The sequence below is a fragment of the Massilia sp. TWP1-3-3 genome (genome assembly GCF_049897805.1).
Taxonomy (GTDB): domain Bacteria; phylum Pseudomonadota; class Gammaproteobacteria; order Burkholderiales; family Burkholderiaceae_D; genus Telluria_A.
The window spans coordinates 29891-42930 of record NZ_JAFCWX010000011.1 but is presented as its reverse complement, the minus strand read 5'-3'; the positions used below and the strand labels follow the sequence as shown (position 1 = coordinate 42930).

At 62.3% G+C, this 13040-nt stretch carries 12 protein-coding genes; 8 read left to right on the top strand and 4 right to left on the bottom strand.

What is annotated here, in order from left to right:
- Positions 1–5: 5 nt before the first annotated feature.
- Complete coding sequence (locus ACP7D4_RS13120; RefSeq protein ID WP_426106804.1) at positions 6–461, bottom strand: hypothetical protein; 456 nt, start codon at positions 459–461, stop codon at positions 6–8.
- Positions 462–559: 98 nt separating this feature from the next.
- On the opposite strand from ACP7D4_RS13120, the gene ACP7D4_RS13115 reads away from it, so the two are divergent.
- The 5 genes from ACP7D4_RS13115 to ACP7D4_RS13095 all read left to right on the top strand — a co-directional run bounded on the left by ACP7D4_RS13115 (position 560) and on the right by ACP7D4_RS13095 (position 4557).
- Positions 560–1837, top strand: coding sequence for an SDR family oxidoreductase (locus ACP7D4_RS13115; protein WP_426209479.1), 1278 nt, complete (start codon positions 560–562; stop codon positions 1835–1837).
- A 1-nt stretch (position 1838) separates the two neighbouring features.
- Complete coding sequence (locus tag ACP7D4_RS13110) at positions 1839–2303, top strand: DUF2269 family protein (protein ID WP_426106800.1); 465 nt, start codon at positions 1839–1841, stop codon at positions 2301–2303.
- A gap of 101 nt (positions 2304–2404) precedes the next feature.
- The gene (locus tag ACP7D4_RS13105) at positions 2405–2734 is read left to right on the top strand and encodes an ArsR/SmtB family transcription factor (RefSeq protein ID WP_426106798.1); all 330 of its coding nucleotides are present in this window, start codon (positions 2405–2407) and stop codon (positions 2732–2734) included.
- Positions 2731–3468, top strand: coding sequence for an aquaporin (locus ACP7D4_RS13100; RefSeq protein ID WP_426106797.1), 738 nt, complete (start codon positions 2731–2733; stop codon positions 3466–3468). The genes ACP7D4_RS13105 and ACP7D4_RS13100 overlap by 4 nt, the downstream gene beginning before the upstream one ends.
- A gap of 108 nt (positions 3469–3576) precedes the next feature.
- Entirely contained in the window at positions 3577–4557 is a 981-nt protein-coding gene (locus tag ACP7D4_RS13095; protein ID WP_426209477.1) for a DUF4424 family protein, read from the top strand.
- A gap of 100 nt (positions 4558–4657) precedes the next feature.
- On the opposite strand, the gene ACP7D4_RS13090 is transcribed toward ACP7D4_RS13095, so the two are convergent.
- Together ACP7D4_RS13090 and mntP are read right to left on the bottom strand one after the other, a co-directional pair.
- A complete protein-coding gene (locus tag ACP7D4_RS13090; RefSeq protein WP_426209476.1) occupies positions 4658–6340 on the bottom strand; it encodes a long-chain fatty acid--CoA ligase in 1683 nt (560 codons plus the stop codon).
- A 158-nt stretch (positions 6341–6498) separates the two neighbouring features.
- Entirely contained in the window at positions 6499–7062 is a 564-nt protein-coding gene (gene mntP / locus ACP7D4_RS13085) for a manganese efflux pump MntP (protein ID WP_426209475.1), read from the bottom strand.
- Positions 7063–7503: 441 nt separating this feature from the next.
- Here mntP and ACP7D4_RS13080 point away from each other — a divergent pair, with 441 nt between their 5' ends.
- The 3 genes from ACP7D4_RS13080 (at position 7504) to ACP7D4_RS13070 (ending at position 12465) form a co-directional block, all read left to right on the top strand.
- Positions 7504–8247: a carbohydrate binding domain-containing protein gene (locus ACP7D4_RS13080; RefSeq protein ID WP_426209474.1), complete on the top strand. Its 744-nt coding sequence runs from the start codon at positions 7504–7506 to the stop codon at positions 8245–8247.
- Positions 8244–10655 (top strand): alpha-amylase family glycosyl hydrolase, encoded by a 2412-nt coding sequence (locus ACP7D4_RS13075; RefSeq protein ID WP_426209473.1) that lies wholly within the window; start codon positions 8244–8246, stop codon positions 10653–10655. Before ACP7D4_RS13080 ends, ACP7D4_RS13075 begins: the two co-directional genes overlap by 4 nt.
- Positions 10656–10794: 139 nt before the next feature.
- A complete protein-coding gene (locus ACP7D4_RS13070) occupies positions 10795–12465 on the top strand; it encodes a hypothetical protein (protein WP_426209472.1) in 1671 nt (556 codons plus the stop codon).
- Here the strand turns inward: ACP7D4_RS13070 and ACP7D4_RS13065 are convergent.
- The gene (locus ACP7D4_RS13065) at positions 12458–12841 is read right to left on the bottom strand and encodes a VOC family protein (protein WP_426209470.1); all 384 of its coding nucleotides are present in this window, start codon (positions 12839–12841) and stop codon (positions 12458–12460) included. The genes ACP7D4_RS13070 and ACP7D4_RS13065 overlap by 8 nt on opposite strands.
- Between the last annotated feature and the right edge of the window lie 199 nt (positions 12842–13040).

Below are 13040 nucleotides of genomic sequence, written 5' to 3'. Positions count from 1 at the left end.
GGCGCTTAATGCATATGGTCGCGCCGGACGGCAACCGCGCCGGCCGCCAGCCCAAGCGCAAAGGCGCCGTAGACCAGCGCCAGCGCTGGTGTCGAGAGCCGCTTTTCATAGCCGGGATGCAAGCGCTGCGGGGTTAGCTGATAATCGGTAAAGCAGGCTACCGCCGACGCCGCGGTCGACGCCGCCAGCGTGGCGGGAAAGTCGCTCTTGTCGAGCCTGGCGCCGAGGAAGCGTTCGAGCAGCACGGCCCAGAACGTGGCGCTGGCGTGGTGGATGACGTAGCCGACCAGCGTATGGCGCACCGACGTTTCATTGTGCCGGGCCGCTTCGTCGCCCCAGATCCAATGGCTCACCGCATTGGTGGGCGCGGCCATGCTGCCGGTTTCGCGCTGTCCCATGGCGGCCAGCGCCACTGTCGAGAGCACGCTGGCAGAGCTGCCGGACACGAGAGCTCGTTGCATGGCTTTTTCCCAAGATTGCATATATCCTCCTGGTCTAATTCGGGTTGAACTCGGCGTCGAAACATGTATCTATCATCAAAACCCGAGCGGGAGAACGCATGCGCATCTTGCTGACAGGAGCAAGTGGATTTATTGGAAAACACGTGCAGGCCACCTTGCTCGCCCAAGGGCATCACGTGCTCTGCGCCATGCGCTCGCCGCCCAAGGGCGCCAATGCCCGCCTGACGTACATCCATGCCGACTTCACGCAGGATACCGACAAATCGCTCTGGCTGGCGCGCCTTCGCGACGTCGATGTGGTGATCAATGCGGTCGGGATTTTTCGCGAGCAAGGGCGCCAAAGCTTCGCCGCACTGCATACCGATACGCCGTGCGCGCTGTTTGCCGCCTGCGCGGAATCGGACAGCGTGCAGCTGGTGATTCAGCTGTCTGCGCTGGGGGCCGACAACAATGCCGATACGCCCTATCACCTGAGCAAAAAGGCGGCCGACGATTACCTGGCGCGCTTGCCGCTGCGCGCCTTTATCGTCCAGCCGTCGCTGGTCTACGGCAGGAGCGGCGCCAACGCGCGCATCTTCAAGACGCTGGCGAGCATGCCGTTTAGCGTGCGCTTCGGCAAAAGCGCGCAGCTGGTGCAGCCCATCCACGTGGACGATGTGGCCGACGCCGTGGCCAGCCTGGTGCGCCAGCCGTTGCCGGTGGGGCCAGACGGCGGCACGGCGCGCCGCGTGGCGCTGGTGGGGCCGCGGGCGCTGCCCTTTTCCGACTACCTCGCGCTGCTGCGCGCGGGCATGGGGCTCGGGCGCCTACGTGTGCTGCGCCTGCCCGGCGCGCTGGCGCGGCTGATTGCGCGCTTGCGGATCGGCATGCTCGACCCGGACGCCTTGCGCATGCTCGAGCGCGGCAACAGCGCCGACCCGGCGCCTACGGCGCGCCTGCTGGCGCGCGCGCCGCGCGCACCGGCCAGCTTTATCGACGACCCGGACGCGGAACGGGTGCGGGCCAAGCTGGGCTGGCTGCTGCCCGTGCTGCGCATGTCGGTGGCTCTGGTCTGGCTGGCGACGGCGCTGGTATCGGCAGGGCTGTATCCTGCCGAGCAAAGCTACCAGTTGCTTGAGCGCACTGGCGTGCCGCCCGAACTCGCGCCGCTGATGCTGTACGGCGCGGCCGGCCTGGACTTGTTGCTGGGGCTGGCCTGCCTGCTGATGAAGCGCCGGCGGTCATTGTGGCTGGCGCAACTGGGGCTGATCGGCTTTTACAGCGTTGTCATCGCGATCAAACTGCCGGAGTTTTTGCTGCATCCGTATGGGCCGCTGACCAAAAACCTGCCCATGCTCGCCGCCATCTGGCTGCTTTACGAACTCGAGGAAAAATAAGATGGAATACATGGTTGTCAAATGGCTGCATATCCTGTCGTCGACTTTTTTGTTTGGCACCGGCATTGGATCGGCTTACTACATGCTGTTCACCAGTATCAGCCGCGACGTGCGCGCCATTGCCGTGGTCAGCCGCTTTGTGGTGCTGGCCGACTGGATTTTTACCACCAGCACCATCGTGATCCAGCCGCTGACGGGGTTTTACATGATCTACGTGGCCGGCTATCCGCTCAGCAGCCGCTGGATCATGTACTCGATCGGCCTGTATTTTCTGGCCGGGGCGTGTTGGCTCCCCGTGGTGTGGATTCAGCTCAAGATGCGCGACATGGCGCAGCTTGCCGCGCGCGACGGCACGGAACTGCCGGCCCAATACTGGCGCTACCTGCGCCTTTGGGTGGTGTTGGGAATTCCCGCGTTCGTTGCGCTGGTGATCGTGTTCTGGCTGATGGTGGCCAAGCCGGTGTAAGGCAGGTGCCAATAATGGCGCCCTTGCGCAGACATAAGCGCGCGCTATTGCCCACTTCGCATGTTTCGACTATCATGGAAATATAGAACATGGAGTAGCCAATGCAAACCAAACCCGTACTCGCCGCCCTGGCCGCCCTCGCACAGGAGTCTCGCCTGGCCGTCTTTCGGCTGCTGGTGCAGGCCGGACCCGCGGGCATGTCTCCCGGCAAAATCAGCGAACAGCTGGCCATCCCACCGTCGTCGCTATCGTTTCACCTCAAGGAACTGACCCACGCCCAGTTGCTCACCCCTTCCCAGGAAGGGCGCTACATCATCTACGCAGCCAATTTCGCCACCATGAACGGCGTGATCGGCTTTTTGACCGAGAATTGCTGCGGCGGCAATCCGTGCCTGCCCGTTTGCAACCCTGCCCTACAGGCAGGCGCATGACGTTCGCGCGCCGCCTGCTGGCCGAAGGCCTGGGCACGGCCCTGTTGCTGGCCATTGTGGTCGGGTCCGGCATCATGGGCGAGCGGCTGGCCGGGGGCAACGCCGCCATCGCACTGCTGGCCAACGCGCTGGCCACCGGCGCCGGGCTGGTCGCGCTGATTTTGATGTTTGGCACCATCTCGGGCGCCCACTTCAACCCGGTCGTGACCTTGTCGGAGGCCTGGCAAGAGAACATGCCGCGCCGGGAAGTGCTGCCCTATATTGCGGTCCAGGTGGCCGGCGCCTTTGCCGGCGTGATGGCCGCACACGCCATGTTCGACCTGGCGCTGTTGTCCGCATCGGCGCACGCGCGCACGGGAGGCGGACAATGGTTCAGTGAGTTCGTCGCCACCTTCGGCCTGCTGGCGGTGATCATCGGCTGCTCGCGCAGCCGCCCGGCGATGACGCCGTTCGCCGTGGCGACCTATATCACCGCGGCCTACTGGTTCACCGCATCCACCTCGTTCGCCAATCCTGCGGTGACGCTGGCGCGCGCGGCCACCAACACTTTTGCCGGCATCCGTGCGGGCGATACCCCGGCCTTCATCGGCGCCCAACTGGCGGGCGCGGCCGCGGCCACGCTGGTCATGGGCTGGCTGCATCCGGCCGCGCCGCGCGACGCCACCGTCGCCGGCACAGTGGCGCCGGGCGACTTTCGCGACGCGCCGCCCCGTACCGGCGCCACGCATACCTGACTGCGGCGCGGCTCATACCTGCGCCCCGCCCGGCGCCGGGAAAACAGGCGGGTGGTCAATATTGCTATAATTGCCAGTTGAAGCAAACATAGCGGAAGGATATTGATCGTGAAAAATTTACTACTGGCTGGATTGTTGGTGCCCGTGTTGGCGCTGGCAAGCGAAGGGATGAACGGCGTCCCGGTGGGTGGCATCGTGCTCAATAACACTGATCGCATCGCGCTCAAGAAACAAGTGATCGGCATCAGCCGCACGCTCGTCAGCGCCGACTATGAACTGCTCAACGAATCGGCCAGCGAACTGGAAGAGACGATTACCTTTCCATTGCCGGAATACCCGGCCCGGCAAGAAGGCAGCACCTATTACGGCGAACCGAGCAACCTGATGATCACCGTCGACGGCAAGCCGGCCAAGTTCAAGACCGTGATGACGGCCAAGTACAAGGACGCGAGCGTCACGGCGCAACTGCGCAAACTGGGCTTGACCGATGCGCAGATCGCCTACAACCCGGCCTTTGGCGTGGAGCTTGCGTTCAATCCGCTCACGCCGAACCAGGAACTCATGCTGGGCAAACAGAACCTGTGGACCAAAAACGCGGCCGGCGTTGCGGGGCCCGCCTGGACCGTGCAGATCAGCTATGTATGGAAGCAAAAATTTGCGCCCAAAAATATCGTGCGCGTGCACCATGTGTATCGCCCGTTCGTTTCCACGGGGCCGGCGACGTGGGATGTGCAAGGCGATTTCACCACCAAATATTGCGCCGACAAGGCTTTCATGGGCGCCTGGAAAAAGGCCAAAGCCAAGGCGGGCAACAATTACGTCGAAGGCAAGCAAGTCCATTACCTGCTCAAGAACGGCAATGCATGGAAAAACGGCATTGAGGACTTTACGCTGAACGTTACCAAGCTCGAAGCGGGCGAGTTGGTCAGTCTGTGCTTCCCGGGCAACGTGCGCAAGCCTGAAGCCAAGACCTTCCAGTTCCACCAAACCAATTTCCGGCCCAAGCAGGATCTGGACGTCTATTTTGGCAACATGGGCGAAGCCAAGATCAAGAACAACAGCGGCGTTATGCCATCCCTGATCCGCTAGGAGCGGGTGAAGCGCTGGCGGAATGCAGGCCTTGCCCTTTTCCGCCCTACGTTTTCCACGGACCGTAGCGCGAAAAAAGCGCAACGCATTGCGCCACGGATTACGCTGCTTGCTTCTCGTCGCGCAACTCGCGCCGCAAGATCTTGCCGACGTTGGTTTTCGGGAGCTCGTCGCGGAACTCGATGTACTTCGGCTTTTTGTAAGCGGTAAATTGCGCCTTGCAAAATTCCATCAACTGTTCGGCGGTCAGCGACGCATTCCTGCGTACCACGAACAGTTTGATTGCCTCGCCGGAATGGTCATCGGTCACGCCGATGCAGGCGCACTCGAGCACGTCCGGATGGGCGGCGATGACGCCTTCGATTTCGTTCGGATACACATTAAAGCCCGACACCAAAATCATGTCTTTCTTGCGATCGACAATGCGGGTGTAACCGCGCTCGTCCATGATGCCGACGTCGCCCGACTTGAAGAAGCCGTCGGCCGTCATGACCTTGGCCGTTTCGCCGGGATTGTTCCAGTAGCCGGCCATGACTTGCGGCCCGCGAATGGCGATTTCGCCGGGCTGGCCCAGCGCCACGGGTTGGCCGTCGTCGTCCAGGATGGCCACTTCGGTAGAGGGAATCGGCAAGCCGATAGTCCCGGTGTAGGCCAAGGCGTCAGCGGGATTGCTGGTCGCGCCGGGCGAGGTTTCGGACAGGCCGTAGGCTTCCAGGATCGGGCACCCGGTCATCTTGACCCAGCGCTCGGCCACGGCCTTCTGCACCGCCATGCCGCCGCCCAGTGAAATCTTGAGTCCCGAAAAATCGAGCTTGGCAAATTGCGGATTGTTCATCAGGCCGTTGTACAAGGTATTCACGGCCGGGAACATGTTGAACTTGTACTTCTGCAGCTCCTCGATGAAGCCCGGGATGTCGCGCGGGTTAGGAATGAGCACGTTCATCGCCCCCCAGCGCGTTCCCATCAGGCTGCACGCCGTGAGCGCGAAAATGTGGTACAGCGGCAGAGCACAGACGATGGTCATGGCGTCGACCTGGGGCGGCTTGGCCAGCGCAGGCTGGATCCAGGCATCGTTTTGCAGCACGTTGGCGATCACGTTGCGATGGGTCAGCGTCGCCCCTTTCGAGACCCCGGTAGTGCCGCCCGTGTACTGCAGAAAGGCGACGTCAGCGTGAGTGAGGGTGACTGCCGACAAGGGCATGCGCGCGCCTTGCGCGAGCGCCTGCTTGAAGGTAACGGTGTTGGGCAGCGAAAACTCCGGCACCATTTTCTTGACGGTGCGCACCACAAAATTGACGAGCATGCCTTTCAGCGTGCCCAGCATGTCGCCCATGCTGGCCACCACGACATGCCTGACGGCGGTTTTCGCGATGACCCGTTCGAGCGTGGTGGCAAAATTTTCCAGCACGATAATCGCTTCCGCCCCCGAATCCTTGAGCTGGTGTTCAAGTTCGCGCGGGGTGTACAGGGGATTGACGTTGACGACGGCAAAACCGGCGCGCAAGATGGCGGCCACGGCGACCGGATACTGCAGCACGTTGGGCATCATCACGGCCACGCGCGCGCCTTGTTTCATGCCGCGGCTTTGGAGCCAGGCGGCCAGTTTCTTCGATTGCGCATCGAGCTCGCCGTAGGTGAGGTAGGCATCCATGCACACGTAGGCATTACGCGAAGCAAACTTCTGGAACGACTCTTCCAGCAAATGCACCAGTGAGGTGTACTGCGCGGTATCAATTTCCGCAGGAACGCCCTGGGGATAGGACGCCAACCAGATTTTATCCATTGTCTGCCTCTACGCTGTGATGGTGCCGGGATAAACGAACGCTTGCTCTATAGCGAAAGAATATCTTAGCGACAACCCTTATAGTTAGCACGTTTTCAATAGTCCCAAAAAAGCAACAAAAACAGCAAATCTCCCCCAGTGTGGAATGCAGGGAGGATTTAAGGCCGGGTGTGTTCGTAGAGGATCAGGCAGCCGATGCCGATCAGGATCAGGCCGCCGGCCAGCTCGGCGCGCTTGCCGGCGATCAGGCCCAGCACCCGCCCCAGCATGACGCCCATCGTGACCATGATGAAGGTCGATACGCCGATCGCCAGCGCGGTCAGCATGATGTCGGCGCCCATGATGGCCAGCCCGACACCCACCACCATGGCGTCGATGCTGGTGGCAAAACCGGTCAGCGCAAGCAGCCAGAAGCTGTGGCTTTGCGGTTTCTCTTCTTCGGGCGCATCGTCCGACAGCCCGGCCCGGATCATCATGGCGCCAATAGCGCTCAGCAGAACAAACGCAATCCAGTGGTCCCACGCAGCCACATACGGGGCGGCAACGCGTCCCACCAGCCAGCCGACAATCGGCGTGAGTCCTTCGATGACACCAAAGATCAATCCGGTGCGTAAGGCTTCGCGCCATTGCGGCTTGTGCAGGGCCGCGCCTTTGCAGACGGCGGCCGCAAAGGCATCGGTGGACATGGCGAGCGAGAGGGCGGCGGTGGCGGCGAAATTCATGGGGCAGGTACGGGTAATGGAATTGCCCGGGAGAATAGCACCGATTCACCCCCGGCAGCGGCGCGCCCTGACGCCACCGCGCCACAGGGCGCACCTTTTTCCATCATGGGCTGGGCTTGCTGCGTGCCGCATCATCGGTTGCTGTGTCGATGACAATAAAGTAGTAATACTACGTAAACAGTTTGACGAAATTCCATTAACTGGGGTACATTTTGAAATGCCGGCATGCTTCAAACCGGTGCTCTTCGCTTAAGTTCTTAAGTAGTATTAATACGCATTCGCTACCTATGACCCCGATAACGGGGCACCTTTGAGACGCACTACACATTTCCTGTCCTTTGCATTCTGGCCTCGCCAGGCGATTTTTCACGCCTGTGCGGTTGTTCAACGCTGGATCGCCTGGCAGGGGCTATTCAACGTTCGACCATCGAGGACCAAAACATGCATTTCAAGAAGAAACCACTGATTCTGTGGCTTGCCGCAGCGCTGGCAAGCCCGGGCGCATTCGCGGCCACCAGCATGGTCTATTACAAGAGCGCCACGTCGTGGACCAGTTCATACATTCACTACGGCATCAACGGCAGCTGGACAGCCGTTCCCGGGGTGGCGATGGACAGTGCCAGCTGCGCCGGGTGGAAGGTGAAGACTGTCGAGCTGGGCAGCGCGAGCAGTTTTACGGTCGCCTTCAACAATGGCGCCAGCGCCTGGGACAGCAAAAACGGCGCGAACTATGCCATCGCAACGGGTACCTTCCAGGTAAGCGGTGGCGCTGTCACCAGCGGCAACCCATGTCCCGTTGACCTGACCCTCCCCACCGTGCCGACAAATGTGGCGAAAAGCAATGTGACCAGCACTGGCGTGACGCTGACCTGGACTGCGTCGACCGATAACACTGGCGTGGCCGGTTATGAGGTCTATCGCAACGGCGTGCGTGTCGGTATTCCGACGGGCACCATCTTTACCGACAGCACGCTGACCGCAGCGACCGATTATGCGTACACGGTGCGCGCGCGCGACACTTCAGGCAACTTCTCGGCCTACAGCAGCGCTGTCGCCGTCCGCACCGCCAACGGCGGAACCAACACGGCGCTTGTCTACTACTACACCAAGACGCGCGGCTGGCCCGCCGCCTTCATCCACTATCAGATGAATGGCACCTGGACTGCCCCCCCGGCACCGCCATGAGCGAAACGGCATGCACCGGCTGGGCCAAAAAAACCATCGCCCTGGGCAGCGCTGCCAGCATCACGGCTGCGTTCAACAACGGCAGTGGCAGCTGGGACAGCAACAATGGCGCCAACTACAGCATCGGCGTGGGAGCCACAACGGTGAAGGATGGCGTGGTATCCGCAGCGGCAAGCGATCCATGCCCGCCGCTGGACAACGAAAAGCCCACGGTGCCGCAAAGCGCGGCGGCCACGGCGCAAGGCACGGCCGTCACGCTGAAGTGGACCGCGTCGACCGACAACGTGGCCGTCAGCGGCTACGAGATCACCCGCAGCGGCGGCGCGGGCACGGTGGTTTTGGTGAGCAGCACCAACATGCTGACCGATTCGGGCCTGCTGCCGCGCGCCGCCTACACTTATACCATCAAGGCGCGCGATGCAGCGGGCAACGTATCGGCGGCCAGCGCTGCGGCATCGGTCACGACGGGCGATGCCGTGGTGGTCGCGCCGGGCACGCCACTTGGCACCGACATGCGCGAAGAGTCGATTTATTTTGTAATGACGGCGCGTTTCTTCGACGGCGACAGCAGCAACAACCGGGGCGGCAGCCAGCACGTCAATTCGGGCAATGTGGCCCACGACGACCCCATGTTTCGCGGCGACTTCAAGGGCCTGATCGACAAGCTCGACTACGTCAAGGCGCTCGGTTTTTCCGCCATCTGGATCACGCCGGTCACGCTGAACCGCTCGGACTACGATTATCACGGCTACCATACGTACGACTTTTATCAGGTCGATGCCCGGCTCGAATCGCCCGGCGCCAGCTACCAGGATCTGATTAACGCGGCCCATGCCAAGGGGATCAAGATCATCCAGGACATCGTGATCAACCACAGCTCGCGCTGGGGCGCCAAGGGCTTGTTTACCCCCAAGGTGTTTGGCATCCGCGACACCAAATGGTCGAGCTTTTACGACCTGCCCAATCCAGATTTCACCTATAACGGCCTGGCGATCGAACCGACCTCCGGCAAAAGTTATTACAACGGCGACCTGTGGTCCACGCCGGAGCCGGCCGGAAATACGTGCCGCTCCTGGGGCGTGCCGACAGCCACCGGCTACAACTGCCAGTGGCCGAGCGCGACCTCGGGCATGTTCCCGACCAAGTACTACCATGCGTGCTGGATCGGCAATTGGGAAGGCGAAGATTCGCGCAGTTGCTGGCTGCACGAGGACCTGGCGGACTTCAACACCGAAAACGCGGAAGTGCAGCAGTACCTGCTGGGCGCCTATCAGCGCTTCATCGACATGGGTGTGGACGGCTTCAGAATCGATACCGCGGTGCACGTGCCACGGGTGACCTGGAACCGCCGTTTCCTGCCGCAATTACAGGCGCGGGCACAGGCGCGCTTTGGCGAAAAAGGCAAAAACTTCTACATGGCAGGTGAAGTGGGTGCCTTCGTCAATGACAAGTGGAACCGCGGTTCGGTGAACCATTCGGCGCAGTTCTTCACCTGGAAGGAACGCAAGGACTATGTTGCCGACGATGTGCAGGCCGCGCTGGACCAGTTCAACTATGAGAACAACCTGGGCACCGCTGGCCAGCCGACATCGACCAATGCAATTTTGTCCGGCAACTCCTACCATGCGCCTGACCGCAGCAAATTCTCAGGCATGAACATCATCGACATGCGCATGCACATGAACTTTGGCGACGCCAACAACGCCTTCTGGAACGGCAAGGACTCGGACGACAGCGTCAACGACGCCACCTACAATATGGTGTACGTGGACTCGCATGACTTTGGGCCGAACAAATCCTCGACGGCCTACGCAGGCGGCACTGCGGCGTGGGCGGAGAACATGAGCCTGATGTGGACGTTCCGCGGTATCCCGACCTTGTACCAGGGTTCGGAAATCGAGTTCCAGGCCGGCAAGCAGATCGATTGCGGCCCAACCTGCGCTCTGGAGACCACACGGCGCGCCTACTTCGGCAAGCATATCGAGGGTAGCGTCACGGCCAGCGACTTTGGGGTTGCAGCGTCAGCTTCCGGCGCCGTGGCGACAACCTTGAGCACTCCGCTGGTGCAGCACGTACAGCGCCTGAACCAGATTCGCCGGAAAATTCCTGCGTTGCAGAAGGGCCAGTACTCGACGGAAGACGTTTCGGGGAACATGGCCTACAAACGGCGCTATACGCTCGGCGCGGTGGACAGCTTTGTACTCGTGTCGGTCAGCGGCGGTGCGACGTTCAATGCCATCCCTAACGGCACCTACAAGGATGCGGTCACCGGCGATGTGAAGGTCGTCACTGGCGGCAGCTTGACCACGTCCGTGTCCGGCCAGGGTAACGCGCGCATCTATGTGCTGGACTTGCCGGGCAACCCGGCGCCCGGTAAGATTGGCGTCAACGGTCCCTTCCTCAAGTAAGGCCGGCGGCGGGAGTGCTGTGGACCATGACAGCACTTCCGCCCGCAGACCTGTTGCTTAAACCTACGCTTGCGAACGGAGCCAAGCGTGAAACAGGCGCATAATCGCCTGACAGATACAGCAATTCGGAAGGTTCATCATGAACATCCCCCTGGTTTCCTCCGCGCCAATGGGCGCTGCCGCCCTCATCACTCCTATTACCGCAACGCAAGTGTCAGCCGCCGAGCAAACGCAGGCCGCCGCCGCGCTCGTGGCGCAGACAACGGTCGACCTGTCGCCGCTGGGGCGTTTCCTGTCGGCGGTAACGCTGTTCCAGAAGCGCTTGCTCGAACTGCAGGCCAACCCGGCTGCCGGCGAAGCGCAAGCAGCCTCGGAAGAGTCGATCGCCGCGCTCGCCAGCTCTGCCGTCGCGCTATCCGCAAGCGCCAACGATTTGCAGGCCAGCCTGATCACGGGAACTTCCGACGACCCATCGCTGGCCACGCTGTTCAGCCAGCAATTTAACGCGCAGGGCGCCGACGACAGTGCCGACCTTGCCGCCATCGGGCTGACCTTGACATCCGATCCGGGGCAGGCCGCGGTGTTGAAAGTGGACACTGCCGTGCTGCAGGCCGCGCTCGGTACCGACCCCGCCGGCGCCACGGCCCTGCTCGAACGTACCGCTGCCGCGTTCGGCGTGCTGACCAGGGTTGCCGCCGAGGCAGGCGTGGACCCCACGGTGCTGTTGGCGGACGACAGTGCCGTTGCGGGCCTGCCGACGCCGGCCGCCAATCAGGATGCTCAGGCACTGCCGGAATTTGCCGCCCCCATTCCTGCACAAGGCACCGACGACGCATTTCTGCAAGAATTATTAGCTGAAACACCCAAGCCTGTGCTGGCGCTGTCACAGGCGCCGCCGCCGGCGGTGGCCGAAGCCAACGCCAGTTTTGCAGCCGAGCGTGCCGCGGACAACGCAGTGTCGACGTTGCCACCGACTTTGCCACCGACTTTGCCACCGACTTTGCCACCGACTTTGCCACCGACTTTGCCACCGACTTTGCCATCAACTGCACCCGCCATTGCCTCCGACGCGGCGGCGGTAGCATCGGCAGTGGACGATGCTGCACAGACCAACGCCGGCGCCCCGCGCCCCGTCGCCGAAGCAGACAAACCCACGCTGCCGCTACAGGCAAGCGCGCAGACGGCGCGCATGCTCGACGAACAGGCCGTGGAGAACAACGCGGCGCAACGCGGCGCGAACAACCTGATCGCCGATAGTATCGAAGCCGAACGCGACGCCAACGAACGCATTGCCAACGCCATCGCGGCGGGACGTGCCACGCAAGCGGGGGCCGCGCAGACCAGGGAGAGCGCAGAGGCGGCCGCCATGCGCGCTACCGACAATGCGCTCGAGCAACGTCGCCTGGACGAGGAGGGCGCGCAAACCCGGCTTGGCCAAGCCCTGGAAGGGCGCCGGTTTGCCAAAGCACCGGAACTTGCCGAACCGGCCGAACTCGGGGCGCCGCTGCGCGATCGCCTTGTTGCCGCAGTTGTCCAGCCCGTGCCGGCGACCATGCGGAGCGACGCCGTTGCGGCGCCGCTGGCGCAGCCGCTGCCTGTCAACAATGCGCAGCAACTGGCGCGCGATCCGGCCATTGCCGCCGCCATCGCAGCCTACAACCTGAACGCCGGTCCGTTCGCCTCGCTCAACGCCAGGCCTGAAATAGCGGCGCAGCGACCCAAGATCGTCCCCGCCGTTGATAGCGTGACAGCCGTCGCCGCGATCGAGACCGACGCGGCCACGAGCGACTCGGCGCGCCCGTTCAGGTAGGCCGGGCGTAGCTGACGGTGAGCATTTCCCACTGGTGCCCGTCCGGCTCGTTCCAGTAGACGACCTTGCCGCCGAACTGGGTGTCAACCTCATGGTCGACGGGGCCCGCCACCTTGCTGCGGTAGGCAATGCCGGCTGCTTGCAGGCGCGCCAAAATGGCGTCGAATTCCTGCGGCGGCACCCGGAAGCAGAAGTGCTCAACCGGGAACGGCTGGTCGGTATCGACGAAGTCGAGCGTCAGGCCGTCGTTCAGGTACACCGCCATGAACGGGCCGAAGCGAGCCTCGCCCCACGCCACGCCGAGCAGCCCGGCCAGTTGCCCGGCGGAAGCTGCCTTGTCGCGTGACGATACGATAAAGTGATCGAGTTCTATCACGAGCGTCTCCTTTTCTTCTTTGACCATCGACGCGGCCGCAAGATCCCCGCTTCAGAGGCCGTCGCGAAAAGTGGCAACGGTGCGGCAGCACCACATCGCCCCGCGTTTGAGGGTCTAGTTAAACGCGTTGAGATCAGTCGGCCTAACAGAACCGGCGCAGTTTGCGAACTCGAAAACAAGAACAACATCGTCTTCGCAA

Bases quoted from the DNA above. Each gene is read 5' to 3' on its own strand.
- ACP7D4_RS13120 (WP_426106804.1), bottom strand. From the start codon at position 461: ATGCAACGAGCTCTCGTGTCCGGCAGCTCTGCCAGCGTGCTCTCGACA.
- ACP7D4_RS13115 (WP_426209479.1), top strand. From the start codon at position 560: ATGCGCATCTTGCTGACAGGAGCAAGTGGATTTATTGGAAAACACGTG.
- ACP7D4_RS13110 (WP_426106800.1), top strand. From the start codon at position 1,839: ATGGAATACATGGTTGTCAAATGGCTGCATATCCTGTCGTCGACTTTT.
- ACP7D4_RS13105 (WP_426106798.1), top strand. From the start codon at position 2,405: ATGCAAACCAAACCCGTACTCGCCGCCCTGGCCGCCCTCGCACAGGAG.
- ACP7D4_RS13100 (WP_426106797.1), top strand. From the start codon at position 2,731: ATGACGTTCGCGCGCCGCCTGCTGGCCGAAGGCCTGGGCACGGCCCTG.
- ACP7D4_RS13090 (WP_426209476.1), bottom strand. From the start codon at position 6,340: ATGGATAAAATCTGGTTGGCGTCCTATCCCCAGGGCGTTCCTGCGGAA.
- mntP (WP_426209475.1), bottom strand. From the start codon at position 7,062: ATGAATTTCGCCGCCACCGCCGCCCTCTCGCTCGCCATGTCCACCGAT.
- ACP7D4_RS13080 (WP_426209474.1), top strand. From the start codon at position 7,504: ATGCATTTCAAGAAGAAACCACTGATTCTGTGGCTTGCCGCAGCGCTG.
- ACP7D4_RS13075 (WP_426209473.1), top strand. From the start codon at position 8,244: ATGAGCGAAACGGCATGCACCGGCTGGGCCAAAAAAACCATCGCCCTG.
- ACP7D4_RS13070 (WP_426209472.1), top strand. From the start codon at position 10,795: ATGAACATCCCCCTGGTTTCCTCCGCGCCAATGGGCGCTGCCGCCCTC.